The 16174-nt window shown below is 68.2% G+C and carries 15 protein-coding genes; 13 read left to right on the top strand and 2 right to left on the bottom strand.

From position 1 onward, the window contains the following. The first annotated feature begins 21 nt into the window (after positions 1-21). Together ACFQ50_RS19290 and ACFQ50_RS19285 are read left to right on the top strand one after the other, a co-directional pair. A complete protein-coding gene (locus ACFQ50_RS19290) occupies positions 22-753 on the top strand; it encodes a GntR family transcriptional regulator (protein WP_377997247.1) in 732 nt (243 codons plus the stop codon). Between the two features lie 176 nt (positions 754-929). Further along, positions 930-1532, top strand: a complete 603-nt coding sequence (locus ACFQ50_RS19285) for a TMEM175 family protein (protein WP_377997246.1) — start codon at positions 930-932, stop codon at positions 1530-1532. 33 nt (positions 1533-1565) lie between these two features. Here the strand turns inward: ACFQ50_RS19285 and ACFQ50_RS19280 are convergent, their stop codons facing one another. Together ACFQ50_RS19280 and ACFQ50_RS19275 are read right to left on the bottom strand one after the other, a co-directional pair. Continuing rightward, positions 1566-3581, bottom strand: a complete 2016-nt coding sequence (locus tag ACFQ50_RS19280) for an ABC transporter ATP-binding protein (protein ID WP_377997245.1) — start codon at positions 3579-3581, stop codon at positions 1566-1568. Next, positions 3578-5329: an ABC transporter ATP-binding protein gene (locus tag ACFQ50_RS19275; protein ID WP_377997244.1), complete on the bottom strand. Its 1752-nt coding sequence runs from the start codon at positions 5327-5329 to the stop codon at positions 3578-3580. Before ACFQ50_RS19275 ends, ACFQ50_RS19280 begins: the two co-directional genes overlap by 4 nt. 147 nt (positions 5330-5476) lie before the next feature. On the opposite strand from ACFQ50_RS19275, the gene ACFQ50_RS19270 reads away from it, so the two are divergent. The 11 genes from ACFQ50_RS19270 to ACFQ50_RS19220 form a co-directional block, all read left to right on the top strand. Further along, positions 5477-5959 (top strand): hypothetical protein, encoded by a 483-nt coding sequence (locus ACFQ50_RS19270; protein ID WP_377997243.1) that lies wholly within the window; start codon positions 5477-5479, stop codon positions 5957-5959. After that, positions 5956-6465 (top strand): YbaK/EbsC family protein, encoded by a 510-nt coding sequence (locus ACFQ50_RS19265; RefSeq protein ID WP_377997242.1) that lies wholly within the window; start codon positions 5956-5958, stop codon positions 6463-6465. Before ACFQ50_RS19270 ends, ACFQ50_RS19265 begins: the two co-directional genes overlap by 4 nt. Before the next feature lie 8 nt (positions 6466-6473). Beyond that, entirely contained in the window at positions 6474-7310 is an 837-nt protein-coding gene (locus ACFQ50_RS19260; protein ID WP_377997267.1) for a PhzF family phenazine biosynthesis protein, read from the top strand. A 110-nt stretch (positions 7311-7420) separates the two neighbouring features. Then, complete coding sequence (locus ACFQ50_RS19255) at positions 7421-8533, top strand: GTP-binding protein (protein ID WP_377997241.1); 1113 nt, start codon at positions 7421-7423, stop codon at positions 8531-8533. A gap of 52 nt (positions 8534-8585) precedes the next feature. After that, positions 8586-8708 carry a type B 50S ribosomal protein L36 gene (gene ykgO / locus ACFQ50_RS19250; protein ID WP_377997240.1) on the top strand — a complete coding sequence of 41 codons (123 nt, stop codon included), beginning with the start codon at positions 8586-8588 and terminating at the stop codon, positions 8706-8708. 353 nt (positions 8709-9061) lie between these two features. Continuing rightward, a complete protein-coding gene (locus tag ACFQ50_RS19245; RefSeq protein ID WP_377997239.1) occupies positions 9062-9643 on the top strand; it encodes an AAA family ATPase in 582 nt (193 codons plus the stop codon). Positions 9644-9920: 277 nt separating this feature from the next. Next, positions 9921-10880, top strand: a complete 960-nt coding sequence (locus ACFQ50_RS19240) for an SRPBCC family protein (protein ID WP_377997238.1) — start codon at positions 9921-9923, stop codon at positions 10878-10880. A 478-nt stretch (positions 10881-11358) separates the two neighbouring features. Continuing rightward, entirely contained in the window at positions 11359-12546 is a 1188-nt protein-coding gene (locus ACFQ50_RS19235; protein WP_377997237.1) for a glycosyltransferase family protein, read from the top strand. Then, positions 12533-13750 carry a glycosyltransferase family 4 protein gene (locus ACFQ50_RS19230; protein WP_377997236.1) on the top strand — a complete coding sequence of 406 codons (1218 nt, stop codon included), beginning with the start codon at positions 12533-12535 and terminating at the stop codon, positions 13748-13750. Before ACFQ50_RS19235 ends, ACFQ50_RS19230 begins: the two co-directional genes overlap by 14 nt. Continuing rightward, the gene (locus tag ACFQ50_RS19225; RefSeq protein ID WP_377997235.1) at positions 13750-14967 is read left to right on the top strand and encodes a glycosyltransferase family 4 protein; all 1218 of its coding nucleotides are present in this window, start codon (positions 13750-13752) and stop codon (positions 14965-14967) included. Before ACFQ50_RS19230 ends, ACFQ50_RS19225 begins: the two co-directional genes overlap by 1 nt. Continuing rightward, positions 14964-16174: ABC transporter ATP-binding protein (locus ACFQ50_RS19220; protein WP_377997234.1), on the top strand; the 1211-nt coding region annotated here is incomplete at its 3' end. The genes ACFQ50_RS19225 and ACFQ50_RS19220, both read left to right, overlap by 4 nt.

Here is a 16174-nt window from a genome sequence, read left to right as displayed (position 1 = left end):
AGCACGGAAGGGTCACAGCACATGAGCGAGCTAACACCGGTCACCGCTGATCTGGCCTCCACCCGGTCCAACCAGGCCTACGACGATCTGCGGAACCTCATCATTTCGGGTCATTTCAAACCGAACGTACGCCTGACCGACGCGGAGCTGACCAGCCTGTTGGACGTCTCGCGTGGAACCGTGCGCTCTGTCACCGCCCGGCTCGTGTCGGAGGGCTACCTCACCAGCGAACCCCACCGCGGCGTGCGGACAAGGATCTTCACCGTGGAAGAAGCGGTGGAAATTCTCGAGGCCCGCGAGATCCTGGAATCGGCCTTGGCAGCCAAAGCCGCCGAGCGGGCCACCGACGTGGAGCTCGATGAGCTCGGGGCGATCTGCGAGCAGATGGCCAGCGCGGAGTACGACCGCCAGGAAGCTGAGTACTCCAGGCTGAACCGTCAGTTCCACAAGCTGGTCCGCGACGCCGCCCGCCAGCCCACGCTGTCGGGCTTCACGGACCAGCTGCTGTATGCGCTCGTCATGCGGCAGTACAGGAGCCTGACCCGCAAGGATCCGCGGCGGGACGCGCTCAATGAGCACCGGGCCATCCTGTACGCGCTCCAGACCCGCAACCCGGAAGCCGCGGGCGCAGCCATGCGGCATCACGTCGCTTCCGCGCGCCGGGCGCTGCTGATGAGCAGCGAAGCGGGCACGGATGCCAAGGGTCTGGGAACGGTAACGGGCCGCGGGTCCAGCACCCAGGTTTCCGCCTGACCCGGCCAGCGGTCCCCGCTGGGGGCGCTTGAACGGCAAACGATCAGCGAACGGAAAGCGGTCGACGGCGGGAAGGTCCCGCCGTCGTCCGCTTCCTCACCGAGCCCAGACTTTCTCCCTAACGGGTATTGGCCGCCGGGCAGGAGCTTGGGATGATGCGCTGAGGAGGGACCGCTGTGAACAAGAACCGGCTCGAGGCATTCAGCGACGGCGTGCTGGCCATCGTCATCACCATCATGGTGCTGGAACTGCGTGTGCCGCACGAACCGAGCTGGCAGGGGCTGGCCGAGGTGCTGCCCACCTTCCTCAGCTACCTGCTCAGTTTCGTGTACGTAGGCATCTACTGGAACAACCACCACCACATGATCCACCTGGCCGACAGGGTCAACGGCGGGATCCTCTGGGCGAACCTGCACCTGTTGTTCTGGCTCTCGCTCTTCCCGTTCAGCACCCGGTGGATGGACGAATCCGGGTTCCTGCTGGTCCCGGTTCTGGTGTACGGGATCAACCTCCTCTGCGCGGCCATCGCCTACTACATCCTGCAGCAGACCCTGATCCGCCAGCAGGGCAGGGACGGTGCCCTCGCCCGGGCCGTCGGCAGGGACTGGAAGGGCAAGACGTCCCCGCTGATCTATTTGGCGGGCCTTGCGCTGAGCGCGCTGCATCCCTTGCTCGGAGTTGCGGTCTACACCGTGGTGGCCCTGATCTGGCTCGTTCCGGACCGCCGGGTTGAGCACTTCGTAGCACAGGCGCACCAGGAACAGCGCCGGCGACGCTGACGCCGGGACCCAAGTGGCCGCTCGCACAGAGCCTTATACCTCCGCCGCCGGCGCCGCGAACTGCGCCTCGTACAGGCGTGCGTAGGCCCCGCCCGCAGCCAAAAGCGAAGCATGAGTCCCCTGCTCCACGATCTGCCCGGCCTCCATCACCAGGATGAGGTCGGCGTCGCGGATCGTGGAGAGGCGGTGCGCGATCACGAAACTTGTCCGGTCCGACCGCAGCGCGCTCATCGCCTTCTGCACCAGCAGCTCGGTGCGGGTGTCCACCGAGCTCGTGGCCTCGTCCAGGATCAGAACCGACGGCCGGGAGAGGAACGCCCGGGCAATCGTCAGCAGCTGCTTCTCGCCGGCCGAGACATTGGAGCCCTCGTCCTCGAGCACCGTGTCGTACCCCTCCGGCAGGGCACGCACGAACCGGTCCACGTAGGTCGCCCGCGCCGCCTCCAGAATCTCCTCCTCGGAAGCCGAGGGCCGGCCGTAGGCGATGTTGTCCCGGATGGTGCCACCGAACAACCACGTATCCTGCAGCACCATGCCCATCCGCGAGCGCAGCTCGCGCCGGGGAACAGCGGTGACGTCCACGCCGTCGAGCGTTATCCGGCCCGCATCCAGCTCGTAGAACCGCATCATCAGGTTCACCAGGGTGGTCTTGCCGGCCCCGGTGGGCCCCACAATTGCCACCGTCTGCCCGGGCTCGGCGACCAAAGACAGGGAAGAGATCAGCGGCTTGTCCGGCGAGTAGGAGAACGAGACGTTCTCGAACACCAGCCGGCCCCGCCCGCCGTCGAACGAACTGCCGGACGCCACACGGCCGGAATCCGGATCAGCGGACTGCTCCTCCGTGTCCAGCAGCTCGAACACCCGCTCGGCGGACGCCACCCCGGACTGCAGCAGGTTGGCCATCGAACCCAGCTGCGCCAGCGGCTGGGTGAACTGCCGCGAGTACTGGATGAACGCCTGCACGTCGCCCAACTGCATCGCCCCGGAGGCCACCTGCAGTCCGCCCACCACGGCGATCCCCACGTACACCAGGTTCCCGATGAACGTCAGCGCCGGCATGATCAGGCCGGAAATGAACTGCGCCCCGAAGCTCGCCTCGAACAGCTCCGCATTCTTCTCCCGGAACCGCTCCTCCACCTCCCTTTGCCGGCCGAACACCTTCACCAGCGCGTGCCCCGTGTAGGTCTCCTCGATCTGCCCGTTCAGCTCCCCCGTGTGCTTCCACTGCGCCACGAACAGCTTCTGCGAGCGCTTGGCGATCAGCGCCGTCGTCACCAGTGTCAGCGGCACCGTCACCAGGGCAATCAGCGCCAGCACCGGCGAGAGCAGGAACATCATCACCAGCACGCCCAGCACCGTGAGCAGTGACGTGACGGCCTGGCTGATCGACTGCTGCAGGCTCTGCGAAATGTTGTCCACGTCGTTCGTCACCCGGCTGAGCAGCTCGCCGCGCTGGATGGAGTCGAAGTAGCGCAGCGGCAGCCGGTGGATCTTCGCCTCGATCCGCTCACGCAGCCGGTACACGGTCCGCTGCACCACGCCGTTGAGCACGTAGGCCTGGATCCAGCCGAACGCCGACGCCAGCACATACAGCGCCAGTGCCCACAGCAGCACGTTCGCGAGCGCCGCAAAGTCAATCCCCGCCCCCGGCGTCAGCGTCATCGCTCCCAGCATGTCCGCCTGCGAATCCCGCCCGGACGCCCGCAGCCCGGCGATCACCTGCTCCTTGCTCGCCCCGGCCGGCAGGTTTTTGGACACGACGCCGGCGAAGATCAGGTTGGTGCCCTCGCCCAGCAGCCGCGGCCCGGTCACCGAAAACGCAACGCTTACGACGGCGAGCGCCAGTACCAGCGCCAGCCAGGCCCGCTCGGGGCGAAGCTCCCCCAGCAGCCGCCGGGCTGACGTCCCGAAGTTCAGCGCCTTCTCTGCCGGGACATTCATCCCGGCGAACGGTCCGCCGCGTCCCGGCCCGCCCGTCGGCCGGGGAATGCGTACGACGTCGGCCTGCCGGGTTCCGGCAGGAGGCCGGGTGCCGCGGGCTGTGCTCATGCCGCCTCCTCCGCCGCCAGCTGGGAGGACACGATCTCGCGGTAGGTCTCCGACGTCTCCAGCAGCTCGCGGTGCGTTCCGCGCCCGACGATCCTGCCGCCGTCGAGCACCAGAATCTGGTCCGCGTCCACGATGCTGGAGACGCGCTGGGCGATGATCACCAGCGTGGCCCCCGCGGTGTCCCGCCGCAGCGCCTGCCGGAGCCGGGCGTCGGTGGCGGTGTCCAGCGAGGAAAACGAGTCGTCAAAGATGTACAGCTCGGGCCGCTTCACCAGGGCCCGGGCGATCGCCAGCCGCTGCCGCTGCCCGCCGGAGACGTTTGTGCCGCCCTGCGAGACGGGCGCGTCCAGCCCGCCCTCCATTTCCCGCACGAAGTCCTCGGCCTGCGCGGTGGCCAGCGCGTGCCACAGCTCCTCCTCGGTGGCGTCCGGCTTGCCGTACAGCAGGTTGCTCCGCACGGTCCCGGAGAACAGGTACGGCCGCTGCGGCACCAGGCCGATGTGCCCCCACAGCAGGTCCGGGTGCAGCTCCCGCACGTCCACGCCGCCCATCAGCACAGCCCCGGACGTGGCATCGAAGAGCCGCGGCATCAGGTTCACCAGGGTGGTCTTCCCCGAGCCCGTGCTGCCGATCACCGCCGTCGTCCTGCCCGCGGCGGCGGTGAAGCTGACGCCGCTGAGGACCGGCCGTTCGGCACCCGGGTAGGCGAAGCCGACGTCGCGCATTTCCAGCTCGCCGCGGGCGGTGCTGCGGGAAGCATCGTCGGTGAAATGCACCGGGTGCGCCGGCGGCCGGACGGACGACTCCGTCTCCAGCACCTCGCCGATCCGGTCCGCCGAGACGGCCGCGCGGGGGATCATCACGGCCATGAAGGTGGCCATCATGACGGACATCAGGATCTGCAGCAGGTAGCTGAGGAACGCCACCAGCGTGCCCACCTGCATGGAGCCGTCCTCGATCCGGAAGGACCCGAACCAGATCACCGCCACGCTGGACACGTTCAGGACCAGCATCACCACGGGAAACGCGAGCGCCATCAGCCGCCCCGCCCGCAGCGCCGTGTCCGTGACGTCCGCGTTGGCGCCCGCAAACCGGCCGGTTTCCAGGTCTTCGCGCACAAACGCCCGCACCACCCGGATGCCGGCGAGCTGCTCGCGGAGCACCCTGTTGACGGCGTCGATCCGCAGCTGCATCAGGCGGAACAGCGGCACCATCCGGCTCACGATCAGCCCGACGCCGAGCAGCAGCGCCGGCACGCTCACAGCGATCAGCCACGACAGCTGGGCATCCTGCCGCACGGCCATCACCACGCCGCCGATGCTGAGCATGGGCGCGGCCACCATCAGCGTGGCGGACATCAGCACCAGCTGCTGCACCTGCTGGACGTCGTTCGTGGACCGCGTGATGAGGCTGGCAGGGCCGAACCGGGTGACCTCCTGCTCGGAGAAGCCGCCCACCCGGGTGAAGATCGCCCCGCGCAGGTCCCGGCCCATCCCCATCGCCGCCTTGGCGCCGAAGTACACGGCCGTCACGGCGCACGCGATCTGCAGCAGGGTGATGAACAGCATGAGGCTGCCGACCCGCAGGATGTAGCCGGTGTCCCCCGTGGCCACGCCCAGGTCGATGATGTCCGCGTTCAGGGTGGGGAGATACAGGGAGGCAACAGACTGCGCCAGCTGAAAAACGACGACGGCGATCAGCAGCCGCCGTTGCGGCTGCAGGTACCGGACAAGAAGCTTCCAAAGCATCCAGATGCACCCTTGCAGCAGGTCCTCGAAGTGGTGGGAAGGCCAGTGTACGTCCGGCGGCTTGGGACAGCCTGTAGGCTGGGGCCATCGCCGGGAATCCGGAAACACCGTAAATTAGGCACCGCAAATTGAAGAATGGGGACTTCATTGAGCGATCAGCAGTTGGGCTTTGGCGAGCCCGGAAACATACCGCCCGTTGTCCGGTTCTCGGCAGCGTGCTGGGTGGCCAGCGCCGTGGTGGCCGGCATGATGCCTGTCATTTTGGAGGTGGCGGGCGTCGACTTTGGCCAGTCGATCCCGGACTGGGCCGTGCCCTATCTCGTGGCCTTCGCCGTCCCGCTGACCGCGCTGCAGGTCCTGGCAGCCCAGCACTTGCTGCACGGCGCCCGCTGGGCCCGCATTCTTCTCAGTGTCGCCGCAGCCCTGTCGGCGCTCGGCGCACCCGTAGATCTCACGGCGTTGATCCTTGCCGGCCTGGTCCTGACGCTGGCCGGGGCTACGCTCATGTGGCTTCCCGCGTCCAACCGGTTCTTCCTGCTGCGCCGCGGCGCACCCGCCTATCCCGTGCCGGCAGCTTCCGGCGCGGACGGTGCCCTTAGAGATGGCGCCCTTAAAGGAGAACTCCTGTGAGTGACACGCTCCTCCTGCCCGCCGTGGCCCAGGCCCTGGCCGCCCACGGCGTGGCCCACGAGGTCCTGGAATGTTCGCCCGAACTGGCGGACACGGCGGAGTTCTGCGAGCACTACGGCTTCAGCCTGGAGCAGGCGGCCAACACCATCCTGGTCGCCTCCAAGAAGGTGGAACCGGCCCGGTATGCGGTGTGCGTGGTCCTGGGTACCACCCGGCTGGACGTGAACCGCTCCGTCCGTGCCCTGCTAGGCGTCAAGCGGGCCTCCTTCGCCGACGCCGGGACCACCACCGCGCTGACCGGCATGCTGGTGGGCGGCGTCACGGTGCCCGGCATTGTCGGGCTGCCCGTGTACGTGGACCGGGCCGTGATGGACGTGCCGCGGGTGGTGATGGGCGGCGGCAACAGGTCCAGCAAGATCGTCCTCGACCCGGCCGAACTCCGCAAGCTGCCCGGCGTCGAGGTGATGGACGGGCTCGCCACGCCTCGTGAACCCGCGGAGGCATAATGACCAGCATGAATGAATACCCCTTTTCGCAAGTCGACGTCTTTGCCCCGGGGCCAAAGCCCGGCAACCCGGTCGCCGTCGTTCATCACGCTGACGCCCTGACCGCCGAGCAGATGCAGAGCTTCGCCAACTGGACCAACCTCTCCGAAACCACCTTCCTGCTCAAACCGACACGGCCGGAGGCGGACTACCGGCTGCGGATCTTCACGCCCGCGTCCGAGCTCCCCTTCGCCGGCCACCCCACCCTTGGCTCCGCGCATGCATGGCTGGAGAACGGCGGCCAGCCGCGTCGCTCCGGCGAACTCGTGCAGGAATGCGAGGTGGGGCTCGTTAAGATCAGTCAGACCGCCGGCGAACAGTTCTTCGAGGCCCCGCCGCTGCGCCGCTCCGGGCCCGTGGAACCCGACCTGCTGGAGCGGGCCATCGCGAGCTTGGGCATCGGTCCGGAGCAGGTCCTGGACAGCAACTGGGTGGACAACGGGCCGGGCTGGCTGGGAATCCGGCTGGCCTCGGCCCGCCAGGTACTCGATCTGACACCGGATTTCGTCGCCATGGGAAAGCTGAACGTTGGCGTCATCGGCGCCTACGGGGACGGCGGCCCGGCGGACTTTGAAGTGCGCGGCTTCGTTCCGGGACTGGACATTTCCGAAGACCCCGTCACGGGCAGCCTGAACGCAGGCCTCGCCCAGTGGCTGATCGGCTCGGGGGTGGCGGACGGCAACTACACCGTCAGCCAGGGCACTGCCCTGGGCCGCGGCGGACGGCTCACCATCACCAGCGAAGGTGGCAGCATCTGGGTGGGCGGCACCAGCCGCACGGTGATCCGGGGCAGCGTCCTCCTGTAGTCCGGCGCCAGGTCCTTCCGGCCCGCCCGGGGCCGGCCCGCTGTGCCGGAAGGCGCTGGAACCAACGGAGCAGCATTGCAGATGAGAACCATTCTCATTATGCTGGAGGCATGAACCTCACCGTCGTCAGCTCCCTGGATGCCCTTTGCCGTCAGCAAGCCTGCGAAGCGCTGGCTGCCATCTATCCCGCGGCCGCCGTCATCGTCCTCGACCTTCTGGAGAACGGAACTGTTATTCGCCGGACCCTCGGCCCGGCCGGGGCTGTCGAGCGGCACGAGACAGTCCTGGAGCATAACTGCCTGGGCTGCACAGTGCGTCTCGACCTGGTGCCCGCCGTCGAACAACTGCTGGCGCGGGGCGAGCAGCACATTATTGTGGGCCTGCCATCGGGCGTCGAGGCGGGGACGGCGATCAGCGCTTTAAGAGGGGCGCTCGGGCTGGATTGCGGCGTCAGTTCGGCCATTTTCGCCTGCGCCCCGGACAGCGTGGAGGACCCCATCTGGGATCACCACACACTATTCGAGTCGGGCTTCACACCCGTCCCGGTGGACGAGCGGACGCCCGGCGAGTTCCTGATAGGCGAGCTTTCGTTCTGCGATACCGTGCTTGCTGCCGATCCCGACCTTGTTCCCGTTGCCCCCGAAGCGCGCGCCCGCGGGCTCCAGCTGCTCCGCGAACTGGCACCCCACGCCGACATCGCCGAGGAGGCCGCCGGCATCCGCGCTGGGCGGCACGACTATGCGCAGGCCGTCGGCAGGACCCTGCCCGGAACCGTGAGTGTCCCCGCAGACCCGTCCACTGCGCCATTCACCACCGTCATCCAGCGGATCCGGCGCCCGCTTCACCCGGAAAGGTTCCGCCACGCGCTGGCCGCCATGGCCGCCGGATGCTGCTGGCTCCGCGGCCAGCTCTGGATCGCCACGGCCCCGGACTGCCGCATCGCGGTTCATGGCATTGGTCCGCGCATCTGGCTGGAGAACACCGGGCCATGGCCCGGCGGCGAGCCATCACTGCCCTCGGCCGGACCCTTAGAGCACTTCGGCCCGAGCCCCGGCTGGCATTCCAGCTTCGGGGGCCGCGGGACCTGGCTCGCGGCCACAGGCGACGACCTGGACGCAGAGGAGATCGGCCGGCTTTTGGCGTCCTGCCAGCTAACTGATGCGGAACTGGCCGCCGGCACCGGAAGCCTGAGCGATCCTTTTGACCTTGCCCGGCAACACTGATTCCCGGCATACCCCAGTCCAGTCCGGGACACCCCACAATAAGGAGTAACTAATGAAAGTACGGAATTCGCTGCGCGCACTGAAGAAGATTCCGGGAGCCCAGGTGGTCCGCCGCCGCGGCAGGACGTTCATCATCAACAAGTCGAACCCCAGAATGAAGGCCCGCCAGGGCTGACCTTGCCGCAGTAGGACCACCCAGCGAAGAAACTGCCGGGGACGGGCCGGTGCCCCATTGCGCCCGCCCGTCCCAGTCGGTGGTCTTCGTGGGTGATCCGAAGGTGATCTTCGTATCGGGGTTTTCTTGCGGGGCCGCGGCGCTTCTGCACGGCCCCTGCGCAATACTGTCCTCCGCGACGCTCAAGAATGGCACAACATTCCGGCAGGATCGCTGCAAGATCCGGCGGGCCCGCCGTCGTACGTTTTGGGGTGTGACACCGCCGCGGGCAGAACCAACAACGTGACGTGCGCCTCAAAGCGGCAACATTGCCCGGCCCCCGGCCGTTGGACAGGGGGACGGAAGGAGGTCACATGCTCATTGTCCTGACCGGAATCGACGGCTCGGGAAAGACGACGGCGGCCCGTTCCCTGGCTGCCGCGGCCCGGGCGGATGGCGAAGACGCACTTTTGCTGAGCAACTATGCAGGCCGGCGGCGGATGTCGCTGATCGGTGCCCGACTCGGCGTCCGGCTGCCCAACCGCCTCGCCGATGCGGCGGAAACCACCATGCGGGTATTCAACGTGCTGGTGTCGCACGCCAGGGCACACTGCTTCGAGGGTCCCGTGGTCATGGACCGCCACCTTCACTGCCAGCTGGCACTGCGCGGAGCAAAGGACCTGCCCCGCGGCCGGCTTCTCCCCTGGCTGCTCCGGACCCTGCCGGCCCCGGATCTGGTCCTCCACCTGGAAGTGAGCCCCGAAACAGCTCACCGGCGGATCCTGGCGCGCGGCACGGATGAGGAATCCGTGGCCGACCTGTCCGCCCTGCGGAACGCCTACCGCGCACAGCCCGAGTATGCGGACATGGTGGAGATCGACGCCGGCGGACACCCGGCCGACGTGCTCGCCAAACTGGTTGACGCCGTCGATTCGCAACGGCCACTCAAGGTTTAGTCAAGAATTGCCGAAATGGCCAAATTGGCCTTCCCCAGGGCCCCGCCCGCTGTACATTGGTGCAAGCTCTCCTCTTTCCCCCCCAAATAAATGGAGTGCTGGAAGCCTCCGCGCTTGAGTCCTTTGATTCGCGCGGAGGCTTCACATTTCCACCCCTCAACAACGCGGTCCGGCCCGGCCGGCCCTAGCCCCGCTCCGCCGTCGAAGATATAGTAAGCATGCTGATGACTTCGCTTATTGCGGACCATCACCTGTTCACTTCGACGAAGGAGACACTATGAGCACGAGGGTTGAGAAGCGCATTCTGGTGAACGTGCCGGTCAGCACGGCATACAACCAGTGGACCCAGTTCGAAGACTTTCCGCACTTCATGGGCGGCGTCAAGAAGGTGACGCAGCTCAGCGACGACCGCCTCGAATGGGTGGCCGAGATCGCAGGCGTGAAGCGGAAGTGGGAGGCAAGGATCCTCGAGCAGAAGCCCGACCAGAAGGTTGCCTGGGCCGCCACGGAGGGGGCCACCAACGCCGGCTCGGTGGAGTTTGAGGACGTGGGCGGCGGGCAGACCTCCATCAGGCTGTTCATCGACTACGAACCCGAGGGGCTCGTGGAGAAGATCGGCGACAAGCTGCACGTCGTGGAGCACCAGGCCGAGGCCGACCTTAAGAGGTTCAAGGCATTCATCGAGGACGAACGCTACGCCAGCGGAGCCTGGCGGGGCTCCGTCAACGAAGGCGGTTCGGTGGGCACGCCGGGGGTTGAGCACGCGGCCGGGTCACTCGGGGACAGCGGCAAGGCCGGAATCTCAGGCAAGGTTGCCGCAGCGGCCGGGGTGGCGGCTGCGGCAGGCGCCGCAGCCGCAGTTGCTGCCGGCAGCAAGGACGCGGATGTCGATCCGGCCGCCGACCAGGACTTCACGCCCGGGGTTGCCACCGATCCCACCGCTGTTACGGACACGACCGACACCCCGGGCTTCTCCGGCGGAACCGCGGCGGACACCGTCAGCGGAACCGTTACCGGCGGGAATGCCGCCACTGGAACAGCGGCTGGCCCCGGCTCGGCGCTGACGGACGAGAACATCGCCCATCCGTTCGACCAGACCAACGGACTGATCGACGACGAGGGCGACTCGGACGAGACAGCGGCGAGCGACACCCGGAGCGCCGCGCACCGGGCCGAGCCGGAAGACGGCGGGCCCGGCACCGTCCCGCCCCTGGGCGGGACCTCCGGCCAGCACTGACGCCAGCGCAACACCGGCGCAGCGCCGGAAACGCACATGCCGCCGTCGGGCATTTATTTCGACGGCGGCATGGCGGCAATAAGCCGAAAACGGCGGCGGGACAACCCGCCGTCGTTTTTGTCCATTTGGTGCCGTAAATGCCGGAAATTATTCGCTTAATTTGAGGATTGACCTGCACGGCCCGCGGTGGCAACGTGGGATTCATCTTCATTCCCCCAGCGTCGGGGGACACACGCAAACATCCTTTGGCCCAGCGCCCGCGCCGGGCCAGCACAACTTGATTTCGTAACAGTCGCGGCAGAAATGCGCCGCGCCCGGACATAAATGAGAGTTCCTTAATACTCTTCCATTCCCAACAAAGTCTTCGTTGAGGCTTGCCGCAACAATTATTCTCACCGAGAACCGGCAGGCTATGGGGGCCCACATGGACCACTTAAGAATTGTTCTTTATTCACACGACTCTCTGGGTCTCGGTCACGTGCGGCGCAATCTCGCGCTGGCCCACGCCCTGACGAACCAGCTTCCCTACCTGACGGGCCGCAACGTCACCGGCATCCTCATTTCCGGCACCGCTTTAGCCTCCGGGTTCGACGTTCCGGCAGGCTGGGACTGGGTCATCCTGCCCGGGGTGGATAAGAGCCCGGCCGGCTACCAGCCCCGCAGCCTCACCGTGCCCATGCAGGACCTCGTGTCGCTCCGGGCCGGCCTGCTCGAATCTGTGCTGGGCGGCTTCCTCCCCAACCTGGTGGTGGTGGACCGCCACGCCACCGGAATCCATCACGAACTCGAAGCGGCACTGCGCCGGGTCCGCTCCGCCGGGCCCGTCCGCACCGTTCTGGGACTGCGCGAAATCCTGGATGCGCCGGAGGCAGCCATCGCCGAGTGGGAGCGGGAGGGCGGCGCTCCCCTCGTGAACGACCTGTTTGACGCCATCTGGGTCTACGGTGACCCCGCTGTGCATGATCCGCTCGCCGCCGGGGAAATACCGCTGTCCGTAGGAAAACTTGTCCGCTACACCGGTTACCTCGCGGCCGGCAGGCCTGCAGGACCGGGCCATGTCACCATGCCGGTCCCCTACTTCCTGACGACGGTGGGCGGCGGGGCTGACGGGCACGCACTCGCAGCCGTGGCAGCGGCGGCGGACCTGCCGCCGGGCATGGGACACCTGGTCGTCGCCGGACCCCAGATGCCGGCAGACCAGCTCTTGGACCTGCGGCGGCGGGCAGTCCCGGGGGTCAGGATTGTGGAGCGGCTCGATGACATGGTGCCCCATCTGGCCGGGGCCCGGGCCATTGTGTCCATGGGTGGCTACAACACCGTCTGCGAAATCATGAGCACCAACGTTCCTGCCCTGATCGTGCCGCGCACACGGGCGCGGTCCGAGCAGCGGATCCGGGCCGCCTCCCTGGCCTCCGCGGGTTACCTGGATTATCACGAGATCGGCACACTCACCCCTGAGATCCTCTCCGGCTGGCTGGCCGGCCGGCTGGGCACCCGGGTAGACCGGCGGAAGGCCCGGCTCGACGGGCTGGTCCGCGTGCCGCAACTGGCGGCCGAACTGCTGCAGCCGGTGCTGCAGGCGCCCGTATCCCCGGCGACCGGTGCACGGGCCGCGGGCGCACATGACCGCAGCGAACGGGAAGGTGCCGCCCATGCTGCCGTCTGAACCGGCCATCGCGTACATCCTCAAGATGTATCCGCGGTTTTCCGAGACGTTCATCGTGTCGGAGATCCTGGCGCGCGAGGCCGCCGGGGACAGGATCGAAATCTTCTCCCTGCGCCCCTGCAACGACCAGCGGTTCCATCCCGAGCTGGCACGCGTCAAGGCGTCCGTGACCCTTATTGGCCGGCCCAAAAGCGCCGAGCGCGTATGGGAGACCTTCCGCGCCGCGGAAGCCGCCGGTCTCGCCCCGGCGGTGTCCCGGGTTTTCGCGGAACTGGCCACAACTGACCCAAACGATGCGCTTCAGGCCATCAACCTCGCCGTTGCCCTGCAAAAGCGCAACATCCGGCATCTGCACGTCCACTTCGCGTCCACGCCGACCAGCGTGGCGAGGCTGGCCTCCGCCATCACCGGCATCCCCTATTCCTTCACGGCGCACGCCGTGGACATCTTCGTTGAAACCGTGGCCGAGGACCTCCGGACCAAGTTCGCCCAGGCCCACCACGCCGTGACCATCAGCGAGTACAACCTGCGCTTTCTGCAGCGCCGCTTCCCGGACGTCACTTCCCGCCTCCACCTGGTGCGGAACGGTTTGGAACTGGAGCGCTTTCCGTACCGGGACCCCGGTCCCATCGGCTCCACAGTGCGGGTGGCCGCGGTGGGGCGCCTTGTGGAAAAGAAAGGGTTCCAGCACCTGCTGCCTGCCGCAGCGGAGCTGGTGTCGCAGGGTTTTCCGCTGGACCTGAGGATCGCCGGCACAGGCGTGTTGGCCGAGCAGCTGGAATGCACGATCGAACAGCTCGGGCTGGACCGGCATGTGCGGCTGCTCGGTCCACAGACCCAGGACCAGGTCCACGAGCTGCTGGACTCGGCCGATGCCTTCATTGCGCCCTGCGTCGTGGGCTTGGACGGCAACGCCGACGGCATGCCCACGGTCCTGCTGGAGGCCATGGCCGCAGGCGTTCCCTGCATCTCCACCTCCGTCACCGGCATTCCGGAGGCGGTGCGCAACGGGCACACGGGAATCCTGACCCGGCCCGGCCAGCCTCATCTGCTGGCGCAGGCCATCCGCCGCATCAGCTCTCCTGCCACGGACCGGGTAGCGCTGGCCCGCAACGCGCGCGCCCTGATCGAGAGGGACTACGACGTGCGGCGGCAGGCGGAGGCGCTCCGGGCCCTGTCGCTGGAGGAAAGGAGGGTTGCCTGATGCGCGTCGCCTACGTCTGCGCCGACCCCGGTGTTCCCGTCTTCGGCAGCAAGGGTTCCTCGGTCCATGTGCAGGAGATCGTGCGGGCCTGGCGCCGGGCCGGGGCAGACGTCACGGTCTACTGCACCCGCGCCGGCACCGATCGGCCGGCAGACCTGGCGGATCTCGCCGTCGTCGAACTCCCGCCCCGCCGCGTGGACAGGGAGAAGCCCGGTGCCGGGGAGGAGCGGGAGCGCGCCATCGGGGAAGCTGCAGCGGCGCTGGCCGAGTCGGTGGTCCGCGACGGCTGCGACGTGGTCTACGAACGCTACTCACTGTTCAGCCCTGCCCTTGCCGTGGCCGTTGAAAGCCTCGGAGTCCCGGCTGCGCTGGAGGTCAATGCGCCGCTGATCGAGGAGCAGCAGCACTACAGGCAGCTGTTTGACGTCCGGCTGGCCGAGACCGTGCTGCGCCGCAACGCCCTGGCCGCGGACACTGTGGCCTCTGTCTCGGAGCCCGTGGTGCGCTGGCTGGAGCGCCGGGTGCCGGGCGCCAAAACGCTGCTGGCACCGAACGGTGTCAACACTGAGCGGATCGGTCCCCGGCCGCGCGGCCGGGGCCACCCGCACCGGCTCACCGTGGGATTCGTCGGCACGCTGAAACCCTGGCACGGTGTCCCCGCCCTGCTCACGGCGGTGGCGCTGGCCAACGCTGATGGTGGGCCCCTAGGTGCGGCGGGCGACGCCGGACCGTTGGCGCGCGCCGACCGCTGGACTGTGAAGATCATTGGCGACGGCCCCGGCAGGAAAGACCTCGAACGGGCGGCAGCCGGGCTGGGCGTGGAGGCCGAGTTCACCGGCGCCGTGCCCCCGGACGCCGTCCCCGGACTGCTCCACGGATGCGACGCCGCCGCTGCGCCGTACCCGCAGCCGGTGCCCGGCCGGGACGACTACTTTTCCCCGCTGAAGGTATACGAGTACCTGGCCGCCGGCATGCCGATCGTGGCCACGGCGGTGGGCCAGATCCCGTCCATCGTGGAGGACGGGCGAACCGGGCTGCTCGTCCCGCCGGGTGACGCGTCTGCTTTCGCCGCAGCCCTCCGGCGCCTGGGTGCGGACGCGGCGCTGCGGGAACGTCTGGGCACGCAGGCGAGGGCCGCCGCCGTCGGCCGCTACAGCTGGGACGGTGTGCTGTCCCGCATCACCGCGGAGCTGCCGCTCCGCCAGGAGGTGGCATGATGAGCGCGCACGCCCACCGGGCGCAGCCGTCGCGGCAGCCGGCCGCCGCCGCGCAGCAGGCCGCCGCGCAGAAGCAGGGGCGGCCATCCCGGCGCCAGCGGGATCCTGCCCCGCCGCAGCCGGAATCGGGGCTTCGGCGCACGTTGCGTTGCGTGCGGCCGCACCTGCGGGGCCATCGCCTCCTCATGGCGGGCGGGTTCGTCGGGCTGGCGTTCGACGTGATTTTCCGTCTGGTGGAACCGTGGCCCCTCAAGCTGGTGGTCGACGCCGTATCCCGCGCCCTCGGTGCCACACTGCACAAGCCCGGCCCCACCATGGACGCCAGCGTGCAGACACTCATCCTGTGCGGGGCGGCGGTGGTAGCCATCAGCATCGGGCGCGCCATCTCCAACTACTGGTCCGCCATCTGCTTCGCCCTCATCGGTTCAAGGGTGGCCGCAGACCTGAGGGCACAGGCCTTCCGCCATGTCCAAAGCCTGTCCATGCGCCACCACACCCGCGCCTCCACCGGCGACACGGTGCAGCGGCTGGTGGGCGACGTCTCCCGGCTGCAGGACGTGGCCATCACCGCCGGGCTGCCGCTCATGGGCAATATGGCCACTCTGGTGGCGATGATCGGAATCCTGCTCTGGCTGGATCCCCTGCTCTCGTTGGTGGTGGTCCTGGCCGGCGGCGCCTTCGTCCTCCTGTCCCGCGCCAGCTCAGGCCAGATCACCGCGGCGGCCGGCAACTCCCGCAAGGGGGAGGGGCATCTGGCCACGACGGCGGCACAGACCCTCGGTGCCATCCGCGAGGTCCAGGCCTACGGCCTGGAGGACACCATCAGCTCAGGCTTCCGCAGCAGCAACCAGGCAACCCTGGGGACAGGCGTCGCGGCGCTGCGGCTCGCGGCCGGGCTGGAGCGGCGCACCGACGTGCTCATCGGCATTGCGACGGCGGTTGTCCTGGCCGGCGGCGGCTGGCGCGTGCTGGAGCACGCGATCACCCCGGGCGACCTGGTGATATTCCTGATGTACCTCAAGACGGGCATGAAACCGTTGAAGGACGTGGCAAAACAGATTGGCCGGATCGCCCGCGCCACCGCCTCCGGCGAACGCGTGGCCGACCTGCTGGAGGCCCAGACGGACCTGCCCGAAGCCCCCCACGCCCGGCGGTTGGACAGCGCCCGCCCGGATATCGTCCTGGACAACGTCTCCGCCGGCCACGG

Origin of the sequence: Arthrobacter sp. NPDC056493, assembly GCF_042795115.1 — a bacterium.
Taxonomy (GTDB): Bacteria; Actinomycetota; Actinomycetes; order Actinomycetales; family Micrococcaceae; genus Arthrobacter.
The sequence above is the reverse complement of the archived record's forward strand: the minus strand, read 5'-3'. Positions and strand labels throughout refer to the sequence as shown.